Genomic DNA, 16,873 nt, shown 5'->3' with positions numbered 1-16,873 from the left:
CTGCTGACATGAAAAACGCTGGGGCGAGCGATATCATGCGGCCCGTGTTTCAGCCAAGATGCGTGCCGGAGAGAAAGCTATGCCACTGCAGAACCGGGTCGACCCTTTCGGCGCCATTCACGCCGTGCCGGAACGCGGCCTGTTCACCGGCAATCGCGGCATCATCCATGATCCCGAGACGAAGACGCTGCTGAGGAAGCGCTGGGCCTTGCCGGCCTGGATCATCTGCGTCTGCGAATTCGGCAATGTGCGGCGCGAGCCAATGGGCCGCAACCGGCCAGGAGGAAAAGCCGGCTGGACCGAATTGTTCTTCCTCGACGAGGTGACGGCGCTGGCCGCCGGCCACCGGCCCTGCTTCTTCTGCCGGCGTGAACGGGCGACCGACTTCGTCAGCCGTTTCGGTAAGGCGTTCGGGATTGAAGAACCGCGCGCGCCGATGGTCGACAAACGGCTGCACAAGGAGCGGCTGGCTTCCGGCGGACGGCCGCCTCTCGTGACCGCGCCGGAGCTCGGAGGCTTGCCGGATGGAACGGTGGTAGCGCAGGGCGACGCTGCTTATGCGCTGCGCGGCGGCAAGGCACGCAAATGGTCGTTCGCGGGCTATTCGAGTCCCATCGCCTTCGATCGCCTCACCGGAGGGTCGCTGCGCCTGCTGACGCCGGCGACCACCATTGCGGTATTGCGGCAAGGCTTTGCGCCTGTCTGGCATCCGACCGCCGATATTTGATGCCGCAGCCGGCCTCGCTCGTTCCCAAGCAGATATCGTGGGATGTCCCACGAATATCTGCTTAGATTCCCTTGTTTTTCGCAGGTTCTGATCGCAAAACCGCGAGACACTTTTGCGGAACCTGCTTGGGCCATGCGCGCCAACTACAAAATGCAGCGGCTGTTCGTGCCTGACGATCTCGGACCCGGCCTCGAATTCGACGCCGGACAGCAGCAGAGCCATTATCTCGCCCATGTGCTGCGGCTCGGCGAAGGCGCCGAAATCCTCCTTTTCAACGGCCGCGACGGCGAATGGTCGGCGTCGGTCGCTGCAAAGTCCAAGAAGGCGGTCCGGCTGAAGGTGCTCGCGCTGCAGCGGCCGCAGCCGCCGCTGCCCGATCTCCTCTATTGCTTTGCACCGCTGAAGCAGGGCCGGCTCGACTACCTCGTGCAGAAAGCTGTCGAGATGGGCGCCGGCACCCTGCAGCCGGTCATCACCCAGCACACGCAGGTGGCGAAGCCCGGCATCGATCGGCTGCGCGCCAATGTCGTCGAGGCGGCCGAGCAATGCGGCATACTGGCGGTGCCGGAAATGCGCGAAGCGGAGAAGCTGGAGCGGTTGCTCGCCGGTTGGGACAAGGAGCGGCGGCTGATCTTCTGCGACGAGGATGCCTCGACCAACAATCCGCTGCCGGCCCTGCAAGCGGTCAGTGAGAAGAGACTTGCGCTTCTGGTCGGTCCGGAGGGCGGATTTTCCGAGGACGAGCGCAAGATGCTGAGGGCCTTGCCTTTCGTCACCGCCATCCCGCTCGGGCCGCGCATCCTGCGCGCCGACACCGCGGCGGTGGCCGCATTGGCTGTGATCCAGGCGACGATCGGCGACTGGTAGGATTTGCCTTCTTCCCTTTTGCGAGAAGGTGTCGCCGAAGGCGACTGATGAGGGGTGTTCCAGAAGACACCCGCCTCTCACTCCGCTGGAACACCCCTCATCCGTCTCGGCGCTACGCGCCGATCCACCTTCTCCCACAAGGGGGAGAAGGGAAGGTAAGCCATGCAGATCAAATCCAGTTGAGCCGTGGCTCAGGATTTTTCGCTTGATCGGCTACTGACATTTCGTCCATCTAGCGCCCGGCGGCCAGTTGATGGCTGCGGAGGGCTTTCTAATGGCGCGCGACACAACCGATACCCAGCTCATCGAAGGCGTCGACGAACTTGTCGGCTATCTGGCCGACGGCAACAAGCCGCGCGACAAATGGCGCATCGGCACCGAGCATGAGAAGTTCCCCTTCTATGTCGACGGCAACGCGCCGGTGCCCTATGGCGGCGAGCGCGGCATCCGCGCCATCCTCGAGGGAATGCGCGAAAAACTCGGCTGGGATCCGATCATGGATGCCGGCCGTATCATCGGCCTGGTCGAGCCGACCGGCCAGGGCGCGATCTCGCTGGAGCCCGGCGGCCAGTTCGAGCTTTCCGGCGCGCCGTTGGAATCGATCCACCAGACCTGCCGCGAGGGCAACGCGCATCTGGCGCAGGTGCGCGAGATCGCCGAGCCGCTCGGCATCCGCTTCCTCGGCCTCGGCGGCAGCCCGAAATGGTCGCTGGCCGATACGCCGAAAATGCCGAAGTCGCGCTACGAGATCATGACGCGCTACATGCCGAAGGTCGGCACCAAGGGCCTCGACATGATGTACCGCACCTGCACGATCCAGGTGAATCTCGACTTCGAGAGCGAAGCCGACATGCGCCGCAAGATGCAGGTGTCGCTGAAGCTGCAGCCGCTGTCGACGGCGCTGTTTGCCAACTCGCCCTTCACCGAGAGCAGGCCGAACGGCCTGCAGAGCTGGCGCGGCGACATCTGGCGCGACACCGACAACCAGCGCTCCGGCATGCTCGAATTCTGCTTCTCGCCCGATTTCGGCTTCGCCGACTATGTCGAATGGGCGCTCGACGTGCCGATGTATTTCGTCATTCGCGACGGCCACTATCACGACATGACGCGCTACACCTTCCGCCAGTTCATGGCGGGCGCTGCCCGCAATGAACTCCCTGACGGCCTGCCGACGATGGGCGACTGGGCAAATCATCTCTCGACCCTGTTCCCCGACGTGCGCCTGAAGCGTTTCCTCGAAATGCGCGGCGCCGACGGTGGACCGTGGCGGCGCATCTGCGCCCTGCCCGCTTTCTGGGTCGGGCTGCTTTACGACGAGCAGGCGCTTGACGCCGCCGAAGCGCTGACTTCGAGCTGGACCTATGAAGAAGCGCTGGCGATGCGCAACGCCGTGCCGGAGCTTGGCATTGCCGCGCCGTTCCGCAACGCCACCTTGCGCGACGTCGCCCGCGACGTGCTCGCCATCTCGCGCATGGGCCTGAAGAACCGGGCCAAGAAGAACCGCGACGGCTATGACGAGACGTCGTTCCTCAACACGCTCGACGAAGTGGTCGCGCGCGGCACCACCAGCGCCGAGGAGATGCTGTCGGCCTACCACACGCGCTGGGGCGGCTCGATCGAGCCGGTGTTCATGGAATATGCGTATTAACCGTCCGGCATGCGCCGAGCGGTTGGGCGCCAAAAGCCGCTTCAATCGGTAATGGAAACGAACTAGGCTCTCCGATGAGGATATTCTCGGAGGAGAACCCAAATGCCTTCCCTGTTCGACATTTTCGCCCAGGCCCAGAACGGCGCCGGCATACAGGCGCTGGCACAGCAATACGGGCTTTCGATGCAGCAGACGCAGGCCGCGGTGCAGGCGCTGCTGCCGGCATTTTCGCAAGGGCTGCAGCGCAACACCGCCGATCCCTACGGGATGGGCGCATTCATGACGGCTATGGCGAGCGGCCAGCACGCCAAGTATTTCGAGGACGCCACGAGGGCCTTTTCGCCGCAAGGCATCGATGAGGGCAACGGCATACTCGGCCATCTGTTCGGCTCGAAGGATTTGTCGCGCGCCGTGGCAGCCCAAGCCGCGCAGGCGACGGGCTTGAGCCAGCAGGTGCTGCAGCAGATGCTGCCGGCCATGGCTTCGATGATGATGGGCGGGCTGTTCAAACAGACCAACAATCAATTGAGTGGGGGGCAGATGCAGGCCGCCGGCTTCGGCGGCAGCGGCAATCCGCTTGGCGAGATCATCGAGCAGATGATGCGCCAAGGCGGCCTCACGCCGGCACCGCAGCCGGCGCCCTATGGCGAGAACCCGCTCGGCAAGGTGCTGCAGGACATGTTCGGCGGCGGCACGCAGCTGCCGCAAAGTCAGCCCCAGCAGGCCCCCAGTCCGTACGGCGAAAACCCGCTCGGGAAGGTGCTGCAGGATATGTTCGGCGGCGGCGCGACGCAGCAGCCGCAGCAGACTCAACCACAGCAGCCGCAAAGTCCCTATGGCGACAACCCGCTGGGCAAGATCTTCGAGGAGATGCTGCGCCAGGGCGGCGGCGGTTTCGGCATGCCTGGGGCACAACCGGCGCCGCAGCCGCAGCAGAGCGCGCCGCAACAGCCGCAAACCAATCCGAGCGGCCGGCCGCGAAACCCGTTCGACGATATCTTCGGCAAGATGTTCGAGACCGGTGCCCAGCAGCGCGACGAATATGAGAAGAGCGTCGGGACGATCTTCGACCAGTTCAAGCGCGACATGGACCGGCGGTGAGTATCGCGCCGACGGCGAGGTCGTCATCCACGGGCGGAGCGACGCGAAGCGGAGCGTAGACCCGAGGATCCATGCCGTTACCTTCGCCGAAGGTGCAGCGGAGCAGAATTCTGCACAGTTGCAGCACATCAACGTCACGGCATGGATTCTAGGGTCTGCGCGCGTCGCTTCGCTCCTTGCTCCGCCCTAGAATGACGAACTAAAAGAAAAATGCCCGGTCCTGGAGGAGGAACCGGGCAATGTGCAGGCTGGCCGGCGGGGAACCGGCAGGGAGTGTGGGAGCCTGCATGAAACTTGGTCGCGCCGAGCCGTGAAAAGGTTCAACGCGACCGGAAATCCGGGCAATGCGGCCGTTCAGGCCACCCGACGAGCAAGATCCTCGATCGTGTCGGCGCGCTCGCTGGCAATGGCGCGCAGCTTCACCGTCGGATCGCGCCCGAAGGGCACGGCGACGGCGAGATGAAGGTCGGAGCGCGTCAGGCCGATATCGGCAAGCTCGGCGTCCGACATCTCGCCCAGGCGATAGAAGGCACGGCGGTTTTTCCAGGCGACATAGGCGTTGGCGAGAGCATTGAGCACGCGCGTCGCAACGGCCGGACGCGTGGTGATGCGCGGGGTCTCGGAAGCGAATTCAATCGTGGTCATGTCAGTCTCTCCTTCCAGGAGCCGAGCGGACGAAACCAGGCGATCGGCGCCTTGGGAGAAGCGCCGTTCCGGTTTCCATTCACATGCTGTCATGTGGACAATGCCAATTTGCCATCGCGAGATTGATTAATCCAACGAATGTTTTTAATCTGTAGCATCAACATCAATGATGGGTTTGACCGATGAAAGCGCCGCTCGACCTCGATCAGTTGCAAACCTTCATCTCGATCGCCGACACCGGCAGCTTCACCCGCGCGGCCGAGGAGGTGCATCGGACACAGTCGGCAGTGTCGATGCAGATGCGGCGGCTGGAGGAGCGGATCGGCAAGCCGTTGTTCGAAAAGGACGGCCGCACCAACAAGCTGACCGAGGAGGGCGAAAGGCTGCTTGCCTACGCGCGGCGGCTGATCCATCTCAACCGCGAGACTTTGGCCGCCTTCGACGACCAGCGGCTCGAAGGCACGATCCGTATCGGCACGCCGGACGATTATGCCGATCGCTTCCTGCCCGAGATCATGGCGCGTTTCTCGCGCTCCAACCCGCGCGTCGAACTGACGGTCGTCTGCGAGCCGACGCCAGGGCTGGTCGAGCACATCAAGCGCGGCAATCTCGACCTGGCGCTGGTGACGCATAACGATACGCGCGGCCAGTCGGAAGTGGTACGGCGCGAGCCGCTTTTGTGGGTGACGTCCGCCAACCATGCCACTCACGAACAGGAAACCCTGCCGATGGCGTTCGGCCGGCCGAACTGCATCTGGCGGCGCGCGGCGGTCGACGTGCTCGACCGGCAGAACCGCGAGTACCGCGTGCTGTTCTCCAGCTTCTCGGCCACGGTGATCACCGCGGCCGTGCTTTCCGGCCTGGCGGTCTCGGTGCTGCCGGAATGCGCGCTGCGGCCAGGCATGCGCGTGCTCGGCGAGGCCGACGGCTTCGGCCAGTTGCCGGACTGCCGCATCGGCATCATGCGCGGCCAGACCTCGCAGCCGGAGATCGTCGACGCTTTGGCCCGTCACATTGCCGAAAGCCTCGACAACATTTCCGTGCCGCTCGGCGAGGAGGCGGGAAGCTTCGACTTCGCCGCCCTCGCCTTCGCCAAGATGAAGCGGGTCAAGGCGAACCAGATCATGCCTGGCTGGTAGAGTCAGGCGCGAGCGGCGGAACGTTCCCGGTCGGCAGGTGAAACACCCGGCAGCGCAAGCAATTGGCCGGGCTCCAGCGGCGGCGACAGCAGATAGCCCTGCAACTGGCGGCAGCCCATGCCGACCAGCAAGGCCTTTTGGGCATCGGTCTCGACGCCTTCGGCGGTCACCTCGACCTTGAGCGCCTGCGCCAGCTCGATCAGTGTCTTGACGATTGCGCGCGCGCTTTCGTCCTCGTCGAGCAGATGCACGAAAGAGCGGTCGATCTTCAACTTGTCGATCGCCTGGCGGCGCAGATAGCTCAGCGAGGAATAGCCGGTGCCGAAATCGTCGAGCACGATGCAGATGCCGGATTGACGCAGCGCGGCAATCACCGTGCCGATCGTATCATTGTGCTCGAGCAGCACGCTTTCGGTGGTCTCAAGCTGCAGGCGACAGGGATCGAGCCCGGTTTCGCTCAGGATATCGGCGACCTGTCCGGCAAAGCCGATGTCACGCAGCTGCATCGGGGAGATGTTGACCGCGATCCAGGGCAATTCCGTCCCGGCGGCAAAGCGGCAGGCTTCGCCCAGCGCCCATTTGCCCAAATCGCCGATGAGGCCGCGCTCTTCGGCGATGGCGATGAATTGCGCCGCCGGCAAAGCGCCGTGCACTTCATGGCCCCAGCGGATCAGCGCTTCGGCCCCCAGTATCGCGCGGCCGTCGGCCGAGAAAACCGGCTGATAGGCGAGCTTGATGCCACCTTCGCCCTCCAGCGCCTTGCGGAGTTCCGATTCGACCTTGCGCTTGCGCAGCAAGAGATCGTCCATGTCGCCGGCAAACAGCTCGCAGCGGCCACGACCGTTCTTCTTGGCCTCGTAAAGCGCGATGTCGGCCTTGCGCAACAGCTCGTCCGCGTCGATGTCCGATCCAGACGACAGCGCGATGCCGACGCTCGCGCTGACGAAGACTTGGTCGTCGATCAGCCGGAACGGCTCACGCAGCTTCAAGAGCAGCCTTTCGGCGATGTCCTCGGCGCTTCCGACGTCGGGAACGTCAAGCAGGATGACGGCGAATTCGTCACCGCCGAGCCGCGCGACGGTATCGACTTCGCGGATCGTATGCTTGAGCCGCGCCGCCGTCTGGCGCACGAGCTCGTCACCGGCCGGATGGCCGAGCGTGTCGTTGATATGCTTGAAGCGGTCGAGGTCGAGGTAGAGCAGCGCGACGTGCGTCTTGTCCCTGCTGGCGAACAGCAGCGTGCGCCGCAAGCGGTCCTCGAACAGCGCCCGGTTGGGCAGGCCGGTGAGCGTGTCGTGGAAGGCGAGATATTGCGCCTGGTCCTGGCTGGTCTGCAGCGCCGTCGAGGCCCGACGCAACCTGCTCAACAGGAATACCAGCACGCCGCCCGCCAACAGCAGCGCGATCGCCAAGGCAGGAGCGATCTCGCGCACCAGAGCAAGGCCGGGCCGCAGCTGGTCCCAGCCGATATAGCCGAGGATGACGCCGCGCGAATCAACCAGCGGCACGGCGGCTGGGCCAGCCGGCTGTGACAAAGGCACCAGCCGCGCGCCATCAAGCAGGTACTTTCCGGCGATCTTGCCGATCACCGCGTCATTGATGAATTCGACCGACACATGCAGATATTCGGTGCCTTGCGCCTGGCTGATCCTGTCCGAGCTCGGCAGGAGCGGCGCGACGCTGACGATCGCTGGCGCGCCATCGAGGGACACCAGATCCTCGGCCACCATCTTCGCAGGCTGGCCGTACGCATCGGTCTGCGGCGGCCCAGCCAGCATGCGACGCAGTTTTTCGATGATCGGAAGAAGCGTGGGCTGGTCCTCGCCATAGGCGGAAGCGTCGACCACCTTGCCCTCGCGCATGGCGTGGATCGCATGATTGGCGGCGTCGAGAATATAGACCCGGTTGTGACCATAATAGGTGTACATCCAGACACTGAGATTCTCTTCGATCCAGGTCTGGTTGCCTGCCCTCACATTGATGATCGCGTCATCCCAGACCGAAACGCTTTCCTGCTCCCGCTGAACAGACGCAATCTGGTCCTTCAAACCATCGGCGATGAACATCTTTTGTCGTACGAGCGAGGCATCATCGGCCTGGCTGGCCGCGTAGAAGCCGAAGCCCACGACGATGGCTAAAGCGAAAGTGGCGAGCGTCAGCACGGTCAGCGTGACCTGACGGGTCAACGGGCTGCTGTTTTGGCGTGCGCTCATCGGTCCCCGGCCGCTCTTCTGGGCCTGTCAAAGCAAATCGGGCTTAAGATCGCGTTATGATATTGGCGCGGTTTCGCCGCGCTTGACGCGGGCCGATAAGCGTTCCCCAATCGCGCAATGAGTGAAACAGCAACCGAATCACGCAGCAACGCCACCGAATATACGGTGAGCGAGATTTCCGGCGCGCTGAAGCGCACTGTCGAAGACGCCTTCGGCAATGTGCGGGTGCGTGGCGAGATTTCCGGCTATCGCGGCCCGCATTCGTCCGGCCACGCTTACTTCGCGTTGAAGGACGACCGCGCGCGGATCGATGCGGTGGTCTGGAAGACCACCATGGCGCGGCTGAAGTTCCGCCCCGAGGAAGGCATGGAGGTGATCGCCAGTGGCAAGCTGACCACCTATCCCGGCAAATCCAACTACCAGATCGTTATCGACAATCTGGAGCCGGCGGGCGCCGGCGCGCTGATGGCGCTGCTCGAAGAGCGCAAGCGCCGGCTGCAGGCCGAAGGCCTGTTCGATGCCGGCCGCAAGCGTCGGCTGCCTTTCATGCCCAAAGTCATCGGCGTCGTCACCTCGCCGACCGGCTCGGTGATCCGCGACATCATCCACCGCATCAAGGACCGGTTTCCGCTTCATGTGCTGGTGTGGCCGGTGAGGGTCCAGGGCGAGACGACGGCCAGGGAGGTGACCGCGGCCGTCAACGGCTTCAATGCGCTGACATGGGACGGACCCATCCGCCAACCCGATCTGTTGATCGTGGCACGCGGCGGCGGCAGCCTCGAGGACCTCTGGGGCTTCAACGACGAAGGGCTGGCGCGGGCGGTGGCGGCGTCCGCCATCCCGGTGATCTCGGCCGTCGGGCACGAGACCGATACGACGCTGATCGACTTTGTTGCCGACATGCGCGCGCCGACGCCGACGGGCGCGGCCGAGATTGCCGTGCCGGTCAGGGCGGATCTGGAGGCTACCCTGGCCAGCCTTGCCGCGCGGCTCAACGCCTGCGCCTCGCGGCATCTGGAACGCAAGCGCCAGGCGGTGCGTGCGGCGGCGCGCGCGCTCCCCTCGCCCGACCAGTTGCTGGCGCTGCCGCGCCGCCGTTTCGACGATGCGACCAGCCGCCTCGGCCGAGGGCTGACGGTGAATATCGAGCGCAAGCGGGCGACACTGGAGCGGCAAAGGCTGACGCCGGCAACCCTGTCGCGGCGCCTCAATGAAGCGCGCACGCTGACGGGTCGCGATATTGCCCGGGCGCGAGCCGCGTTCTTCGCCATCGTGCGCGAAAGGCGCGCGCGATTCAAACGCACGGCGGCAAGGCTGTCGCCGGCGCCGATCGTGCGGCGCCAGAAGCAACAGGCCGACACGCTGGCAGCGCTGTCGCGCAGGCGGGAGCAGGCGACGGCGCGGCGCCTCGACCGGCTGCGCGCGACTCTTACCCAGGCGGACCGGCTGCTTTCAACATTGTCGCACAAGGCCGTGCTGGCGCGCGGCTTCGCGCTAGTCAAGGACGCCGAAGGCGCCGTCGTCAAAGGGGTCGCGGAGCTGGCACCGGGCGCGGTGCTGCAGCTTGAATTCGCGGACGGCACTGCCGATGCCATCGCAACCTCCGGCGGGGCGCGGCCGAAGCTGGCCGCGAAATCGCCCGCCAAGGCCAAGGAGCCGGGCAATCAGGGTTCGTTGTTCTGAGGTTTCCATGCGCGACCACGACCCGCATCTTCGCACGCCATCTGGCAAGCCGCGCCTGCGCTCGTTCGGCATCGCGCTCGACGGCACGCCGGGCCCTTTCAACGCCATCACCGACGTGCCGGGCGTGTCGGTGGGCTACACGACGCTGATTTCAGGCGACGGCCCGCTGCAGGTCGGAAACGGTCCGGTGCGCACCGGCGTGACCGCGATCCTGCCCAGGCCGGTTCGGGAACTCGCGACGCCGGTGTTCGGCGGCGTGTTCAGCCAGAACGGCAATGGCGAGCTGACCGGAACGCATATCATCGAGGAAACCGGCGCCTTCAATTTCCCGGTCACCATCACCAACACGCATTCCTGCGGCGTGACCCGCGATGCCACCTTGCGCTGGATGCATCGCGTCTTGCCGGCTGCGCTCGATAGCGGCTGGGGCCTGCCAGTGGCGGCAGAGACCTATGACGGCTTCCTCAACGACATCAACGGCCATCATGTAAGCGTCGACCATGTGACCGCAGCACTCGACAGCGCCAGCGGCGGCGCCATCGAGGAAGGCAGCGTCGGTGGCGGAACCGGCATGATAAGCTTCGGCTTCAAGGCCGGATCCGGCACCGCCTCGCGCATCGTCGGATGGCGGGACCGGCGCTACACGCTTGGTGTCTTCGTGCAGGCGAATTTCGGCAAAAGGCACAATTTCACCATTCGCGGCCGGCGTGTCGGCCCCGAATTGGCCCAGCCGGCCATCCGCGAGGGCGCGCCGCGCGCCGAAAAGGGTTCCATCATTGCCATCATCGCCACCGACGCGCCGTTGCTGCCGCATCAGATGAAGCGGCTCGCCCGGCGCGTGCCGCTCGGCATTGCCGTGACCGGGGGCTATGGCTATCACAGTTCTGGCGATATTTTTCTCGCCTTCTCGACCGCCAATGCCGAGGCCGCGCTGGCGCCTTCAGGCCGCATCGCCCGCGCGGAATTCATCCCGGACGTCGACATCGACCCGTTCTTCGACGCGGTCGTGCAAGGCGTGGAGGAAGCGATCCTCAACGCATTGGTTGCCAATGCGGATATGACGGGGCGCGACGGCAATTTCGTGCCGGCGCTGCCGAAGGAATGGCTGGAGGAAAAATTCGGCTGAGAAACGGCGCCGCCGGCCCGTGGCGGACCGGGGTTTATTCCGGTTTGTCTGGGTTGACTTCGCTGCTGCCCTCTTCAACGGCTTCCTCGAGGCGCGACGCGATCAATTCCTGGATGTCGCCGACCTCTTCCTGGATGTCCTCCAGCAGAATGCCTGCCTCGGCGGCCTTGGCGCAGCATTCCTTCGCAAGGGTCTCGGCCTGCTTGTCGATCTTGATCGGCAAATGCTGGCATTGGACTTTCTCGCCAATCCATCCGCGCAAGAACTCGATCGCATGTTCACTCATACTGCTTTTTTCCCTAGCGGCAAAGCCGGTTGGTCGTCATGAACGTCCGCATCCCTGCAAAGGATGCATGCTCCATTCGAGCCGAGTCGGCCTCGACCGGCAAGACACCTTGTCCATGGGACAATATATCTCGCCCTAGAGACAAGAGAGCTTGCCCATGGTCCGCGGAGCCGAAGGAATGGAAGGGTTCAAGGTGCACGTTCAGATCATCGAGAGTGATGGTACCGTTGGCTGGGATCGAACCAGCGACCTCCGGATCCACAATCCGGCGCTCTAACCAGCTGAGCTACAACGGCCTGCCTGCCTGAGCTGGATCGAGGTGAAAGCTTCATTCTCCGTGATCCGCTCTGTCGTTCGGCGATGCGTCAAATACGGGCTATCGGATTCTAATTCAAGGGCCTTGATAAGGTAAACGATTGGTTTCCTCATTCGCCTTTCGTCAAGGCAAAAGAAAAGGCCGGCGGGAGGAGGTGCCGGCCTTTTCCTGTTACGAGCCAGCGGGAGGAGGTGCTGGCTGGTCACCCCGGAAATGGAGGGAGGAGGTTCCATTTCCGGGTATCTGATTGCTCAACGTATCGCACGACTATTTGTCTGACGAAATGCGACGTTTTGATGCATCGCAAGGTTGTGCGCTGAAATCAGGCGGCCTTGACGTCCTTCATCGCCTTCTCGAAGGCGCTCTTGACCGGCTTGGAGACGTCCTCGACCGCCTTGGTGGCAACGGTCTGGAACTCCTTGGCCTGCTCGACGGCCATTTCGACGCGCTTGCGCAGGAAGGAGGTCTGCAGCTCGACGACTTCCGAAAGGGTCTTGGCGCCGACCAGGGCTTCGAGGTGCGAGAAGCTGGCCTCGGCATTGGCGCGCAGCGCGGCGATGGTCTTCAGCGAAACGTCGCTGGAAACGGTCTTGGCGGTCTCGTAGGTCGACTCCAGAACCTTCTGGGTCTCCTCGGCGCCGGTCTTCAGCTTGGCATAGGCTTCCTTCGACTGCTCGACGCCCTTCTCGGCGAAGGCGCGGATCTGGTCGGTGGCCTTGGAAGCATCAAAGCTCGGGAATTCGACGTTTTCGATGGTCTCGGCGGATTTGGCAGTGGTCTTGGACATTTTCCAACCTTTCGCGGCAGCGGCTTTGACAGAAAGCCGTCTCGTTCATGTATGATGGCAATATAACGGATTTTTTGTGCATTGCAATATCTTTGCTGCACCGCACCATAAAAATCTTTCCCCTGCGTCAGCCACGAGAGCCGTTAACCAAGAGCCCAGAGATTTCGACCGATGCAAGCTTAGGCTTGTGGACCTCCGGGCCGCGGGCTTTTATTAACAAAGCGTTAACTGAAAAATGCCCGCTCCGGAGGGTTGGCCAGCGCATGCCGCCTGAAAACTACTCCTTCCTCGACGTTGCCGTGCTCGACGCGGTGCGCCAGCGCTTTGCCGCGGGCGATGCTTTGGCCATTTTGTCGGTCGGCCTCGAACAGGTGATCTGGGCGAACGGTCCGGGGGCGTCGGCCTTCGGCTATCCGGATATCGAGGCCATCATCGGCGCCTCGGCGCGGCTGCCGCTGATCGCCCGCCGGCAGATCATGGCGACCAGCGGTTTTCCCGACATCGGCAGCGACCGCGCCGTCACGGTGAGGCTGGCCACCGGCATGGAAAGCCGCGCCGTCGGCTTTCTGGCCAGCGCAGTGACGATGCCGGACGGCGAGGCGGCAATCATGCTGGCGGTGCCAGCGGCACAGACCACTTCGCGCAGCGCCGTCGAGATCGCCAGCCGCGCCATCGGCGGCTTTACCGAGGCAGGACATTTCATTGCCTTTGTCGACGCGCAAGGCGGGGTCGAGGCATCCTCGGACGGCTTTGCGGCGCTCGGCATCGAGCCGCGGACGTTGGCTGCCCTGGTTGCGGATGTGGCAAGCAGCGGCGACCGCATCGTCAAACGCCTCGTGCCGGGCACCGACACCGCCTACCCGGCCGGTTTTGCGCGGCTCACCGACACGCGGCATCTGCTGGTGGTGATCGACGAGGCGCAGCTCGACGGCTCCGATAGCGGCCAGGACGATCGGGCGGCCGCCGGCCAAGGCGATCGGACCGGCGATCAGGGAATTGCGGCGCCAGAGGCGGTCAGCGCCCCGTCGCAAGGTGAAAGCGCGGCAATCGAGCCCGAGTCTCAGCCTGCCCAGGACAACCCAGTGCCTACCGTGGCGGCTGGCAAAGAGGACGAGCCGGCGCCAGAGGCTCCCGACGGCGACGCACAGCCCGACGCGGAGGGCCGGACCTTGGCCGGCCAGCGGCCTGCCCGGACAGACCATCAGGCCGCCGACGCCGGCGCCGGCCAGCACGACCATTGGTATTTCAACGCCGGCGACGATGGCGCCGGGCATGCTCAACCGGCAGCGCCGGCGAAGGACGAGCCGGAAGGTGCCGCCGCAGCCGAAGGCCAAGATGCTGGCGAAGCCGCTGCACGCGAAACTACCAAATCAGCCCAGCCGGGCCTGCCGCGCGACATCGACCGGTCGGCGGCCCCATTGCGCTTCGTCTGGCGCACCGACGCCGAAGGTCGGTTCAGCGCGCTGTCGCCCGAATTCGCCGACATCGTCGGCCAGCCTGCCGCCGATGTGATCGGTCGCCGCTTCAAGGATGTCGCCGCCACTTTCGGTCTCGACGCCTCGGGCGAGATCGCCGGCCTGCTCGACCGGCGCGATACCTGGTCCGGCCGCTCGGTACTGTGGCCGGTGGCCGGAACGGGTCTGAAGATCCCCGTCGATCTGGCGGCCCTGCCCGTCTATGGCCGCAGCCGCGCCTTCGAGGGTTTTCGCGGCTTTGGCGTCGCGCGCAGCGCCGACGCCGTGGTCGATCCGGAAGCGCTGGGCATGGCTCTGGTGCCGAATGCCGCGCCAGCCGGGGCCACCTCCGGCGGGCCCGACGCGTCGGGCGATCAGCCGGCAGAGCAGGCGCCTCTGGAAAAGCCAAGGCCCGAAGACCCCTTCCGGGGCGAAGTGCCGGCGCTGACCATAGTGCCGAAGCCGGAGCGACGCTTTGCCGACAAGGTGATAAGGCTGGCCGAGCATCGCCAGCCGGCCAACGACAAGCAACCGGGAAGCGACACGCCGGCAAATCACAAGGGCCTGTCGATCCTCGAGCGCAGCGCCTTCCGCGAGATCGGCGAGCGGCTGCGCAAGGACAGTTCCGCCCCTGCCGAGGAACGCGCCCCCGAAGCCGACAAGCGGCCCGATGCCGCTGTTGCCAGCGAGGATGCGGCAACGGTGAAGGAAGCGGCCAGCGGAACAAGGGCCGACGCAAGCCAGCCGCTTCCACCCGATGCGGCGGAGCACGACGATTCCGCCCGGGGCGCGACCTTGTCCTCGCCCTCGGAAGCCGACGACGCGAAGGCCGCGGAAGCGGAGACCGAGGCGGAAGACCAGGACGATCTGGCGCGGCTCGACGGCATCGATGGCGCCGCCGAGGTAGACGACGCCGGCCCGGCCGAGACCTCGGCTGTTTCCGGCTCGCTGCTCAACTTTGCCGATGGCGAGAAACCCATGGAAGACGCCGGCGTCGCGCCGGTTTCCCAGAACGAGCAAGCAGAGGGCGCCCGGGAGGCCGCCGAACCTGCTGCCGCGAAGCCGCAGCGGCCCGTCGAAGAGCCTGCGGCGCAGCCGGTCGCGGCCGGGCAGCCCGCCTCCGATGCGACGGCCGACGACAGCATGACCGCCGACGACTTCCGCGATGCGCAGGACAATGAGGACTGGGCAGGCTCCGATACAGATGCCGCCAAGGCCGCGGAAGAACAGCCGGAAGAACCGGAAGCGACAGCCGCGGCGCGGCGACGCCTCGACGTGCCGCCGCTTAAACTTTCCGGTTTTGTGCCGTCCGCGTTTTCGACCGGAGAGGAAGCCAAGGCACCCGACACGTCCATCCTCGCCAGGCTGCCGGTGCCGCTGCTCATCCATTCGGGCGACATGCTGCATTATGCCAATGACGCCTTCCTCGAACTCACCGGCTATGATGCGCTGGACGACCTCGCGGATGCAGGCGGCCTGGGCGCGCTCTTTGCCGACCCTTACGCCGAGGACACCGCGGCGGAGGAAAGCGACCACTCGCTGAAGCTCAGGACCCGCCAGGGCCTGGAATTCCCGATCGACGCGCTGCTGCGCTCGGTGCCGTGGCGCGGCGGCAAGGCGCTGATGCTGGTGGTGCGGCGTTCCGGCGAGGACGATGCGGCGCACTTCACCGCCGCGAATGACGAGCCGGCGCTGCAGCCGGACGTGCCGGAACTGAAATCGCGCATTGCGGAGATGCGCACCATCATCGATACCGCTACGGACGGCGTCGTGCTGATCGGCCGCGACGGCAACATCCGCTCGATCAGCCGGCCGGCGGAAGCGCTGTTCGGTTTCGACAGCGACGAGGTCGCGGGCAAGCCCTTTGCCTCGCTGTTTGCCATAGAAAGCCAGCGCGCGGCGCGCGACTATCTGGCCGGGCTTTCGGAGCCGGGTGTCGCGAGCGTGCTCAATGACGGCCGCGAGGTCATCGGCCGCGAGGCGCAGGGGCGTTTCATCCCGCTGTTCATGACCATCGGCAGGCTGCCTAACGACAGCGGCTTCTGCGCCGTCGTGCGCGACATCACGCAATGGAAGCGGGCCGAGGAAGACCTGACGCAGGCACGCGCAGTGGCCGAGCGCGCCTCCTCGCAGAAGACGGATTTCCTGGCCCGCATCAGCCACGAGATCCGCACGCCGCTCAATGCCATCATCGGTTTTTCCGAGCTGATGGTAGACGAGAAATTCGGTCCGATCACCAACGACCGCTATCGCGACTACCTGCGCGACATCAACCGCTCGGGCAACCATGTGCTCGACCTCGTCAACGACCTGCTCGACATCTCCAAGATCGAGGCCGGCCAGCAGGAGATGGATTACGAGGCGGTGTCGCTCAACGACACGCTGGCCGAGACGGTGGCGATGATGCAGCCTCAGGCCAATCGCGAGCGCGTCATCATCCGCTCCAGCTTCGCCTCGCGGCTGCCGGAAGTGGTGGCGGATCTGAGAAGCGTGCGCCAGATCGCCCTCAACATCCTGTCCAACGCCATTCGCTACACCCAGGCCGGCGGCCAGGTGATCGTCTCGACCGCCTACGAAGCCTCGGGCGACGTCGTCATGCGCGTGCGCGACACCGGCATCGGCATGACCCAGGCCGAGATCGAGCAGGCGCTGAAACCGTTCAAGCAGATCAATGCGCTGAAGCGCGGACGCGGCGACGGCACCGGCCTCGGCCTGCCCCTCACCAAGGCCATGGTGGAGGCGAACCGCGCCCGCTTCGCCATCACCTCGACGCCAGGCGAAGGAACCCTGGTCGAGGTCGGCTTCCCCTCCACGCGCGTGCTCGCCGAATAACGTTGCATAGGACTGCGACGGCCAAAGAAAAAGGCGTCCAAGAGGACGC

General features: G+C 65.0%; 12 protein-coding genes and 1 tRNA gene. 8 read left to right on the top strand and 5 right to left on the bottom strand.

All coding sequences use genetic code 11. The features are described from left to right. The first annotated feature begins 79 nt into the window (after positions 1-79). The 4 genes from LB525_RS08000 to LB525_RS07985 all read left to right on the top strand — a co-directional run bounded on the left by LB525_RS08000 (position 80) and on the right by LB525_RS07985 (position 4,343). Positions 80-727 (top strand): hypothetical protein, encoded by a 648-nt coding sequence (locus LB525_RS08000; RefSeq protein WP_224544223.1) that lies wholly within the window; start codon positions 80-82, stop codon positions 725-727. Between the two features lie 132 nt (positions 728-859). After that, positions 860-1,594, top strand: coding sequence for a 16S rRNA (uracil(1498)-N(3))-methyltransferase (locus tag LB525_RS07995; RefSeq protein ID WP_224544222.1), 735 nt, complete (start codon positions 860-862; stop codon positions 1,592-1,594). A gap of 274 nt (positions 1,595-1,868) precedes the next feature. Then, positions 1,869-3,242 carry a glutamate--cysteine ligase gene (locus LB525_RS07990; RefSeq protein ID WP_224544221.1) on the top strand — a complete coding sequence of 458 codons (1,374 nt, stop codon included), beginning with the start codon at positions 1,869-1,871 and terminating at the stop codon, positions 3,240-3,242. Positions 3,243-3,344: 102 nt separating this feature from the next. Beyond that, a complete protein-coding gene (locus LB525_RS07985; RefSeq protein ID WP_224544220.1) occupies positions 3,345-4,343 on the top strand; it encodes a DUF937 domain-containing protein in 999 nt (332 codons plus the stop codon). 354 nt (positions 4,344-4,697) lie between these two features. On the opposite strand, the gene LB525_RS07980 is transcribed toward LB525_RS07985, so the two are convergent. Beyond that, positions 4,698-4,988 carry a DUF1127 domain-containing protein gene (locus tag LB525_RS07980; protein ID WP_140839450.1) on the bottom strand — a complete coding sequence of 97 codons (291 nt, stop codon included), beginning with the start codon at positions 4,986-4,988 and terminating at the stop codon, positions 4,698-4,700. A gap of 182 nt (positions 4,989-5,170) precedes the next feature. Between LB525_RS07980 and LB525_RS07975 the strand changes: the two genes are divergently transcribed. After that, on the top strand, positions 5,171-6,127 hold the full coding sequence (locus tag LB525_RS07975; protein WP_140839452.1) for a LysR substrate-binding domain-containing protein: 957 nt from the start codon (positions 5,171-5,173) through the stop codon (positions 6,125-6,127). Positions 6,128-6,129: 2 nt separating this feature from the next. Here LB525_RS07975 and LB525_RS07970 read toward each other — a convergent pair whose 3' ends face one another. Continuing rightward, positions 6,130-8,340: an EAL domain-containing protein gene (locus tag LB525_RS07970; protein ID WP_224544219.1), complete on the bottom strand. Its 2,211-nt coding sequence runs from the start codon at positions 8,338-8,340 to the stop codon at positions 6,130-6,132. Between the two features lie 117 nt (positions 8,341-8,457). Here LB525_RS07970 and xseA point away from each other — a divergent pair, with 117 nt between their 5' ends. Both xseA and LB525_RS07960 read left to right on the top strand, forming a co-directional pair. Continuing rightward, complete coding sequence (gene xseA, locus LB525_RS07965; protein WP_224544218.1) at positions 8,458-10,023, top strand: exodeoxyribonuclease VII large subunit; 1,566 nt, start codon at positions 8,458-8,460, stop codon at positions 10,021-10,023. A gap of 7 nt (positions 10,024-10,030) precedes the next feature. Further along, positions 10,031-11,149: a P1 family peptidase gene (locus LB525_RS07960; protein ID WP_224544217.1), complete on the top strand. Its 1,119-nt coding sequence runs from the start codon at positions 10,031-10,033 to the stop codon at positions 11,147-11,149. 34 nt (positions 11,150-11,183) lie between these two features. On the opposite strand, the gene LB525_RS07955 is transcribed toward LB525_RS07960, so the two are convergent. The 3 genes from LB525_RS07955 to LB525_RS07945 form a co-directional block, all read right to left on the bottom strand. Next, positions 11,184-11,435: a DUF768 domain-containing protein gene (locus tag LB525_RS07955; RefSeq protein WP_095769952.1), complete on the bottom strand. Its 252-nt coding sequence runs from the start codon at positions 11,433-11,435 to the stop codon at positions 11,184-11,186. Positions 11,436-11,654: 219 nt separating this feature from the next. Next, a tRNA-His gene (locus tag LB525_RS07950) sits at positions 11,655-11,731 on the bottom strand. A 342-nt stretch (positions 11,732-12,073) separates the two neighbouring features. Beyond that, positions 12,074-12,538: a phasin gene (locus LB525_RS07945; protein ID WP_095769951.1), complete on the bottom strand. Its 465-nt coding sequence runs from the start codon at positions 12,536-12,538 to the stop codon at positions 12,074-12,076. A gap of 263 nt (positions 12,539-12,801) precedes the next feature. Here LB525_RS07945 and LB525_RS07940 point away from each other — a divergent pair, with 263 nt between their 5' ends. After that, positions 12,802-16,824: a PAS domain S-box protein gene (locus tag LB525_RS07940; protein WP_224544216.1), complete on the top strand. Its 4,023-nt coding sequence runs from the start codon at positions 12,802-12,804 to the stop codon at positions 16,822-16,824. Positions 16,825-16,873: the final 49 nt, after the last annotated feature.

Origin of the sequence: Mesorhizobium sp. CA16 (genome assembly GCF_020165175.1) — a bacterium.
Lineage (GTDB): Bacteria > Pseudomonadota > Alphaproteobacteria > Rhizobiales > Rhizobiaceae > Mesorhizobium.
The sequence above is the reverse complement of the archived record's forward strand: the minus strand, read 5'-3'. Positions and strand labels throughout refer to the sequence as shown.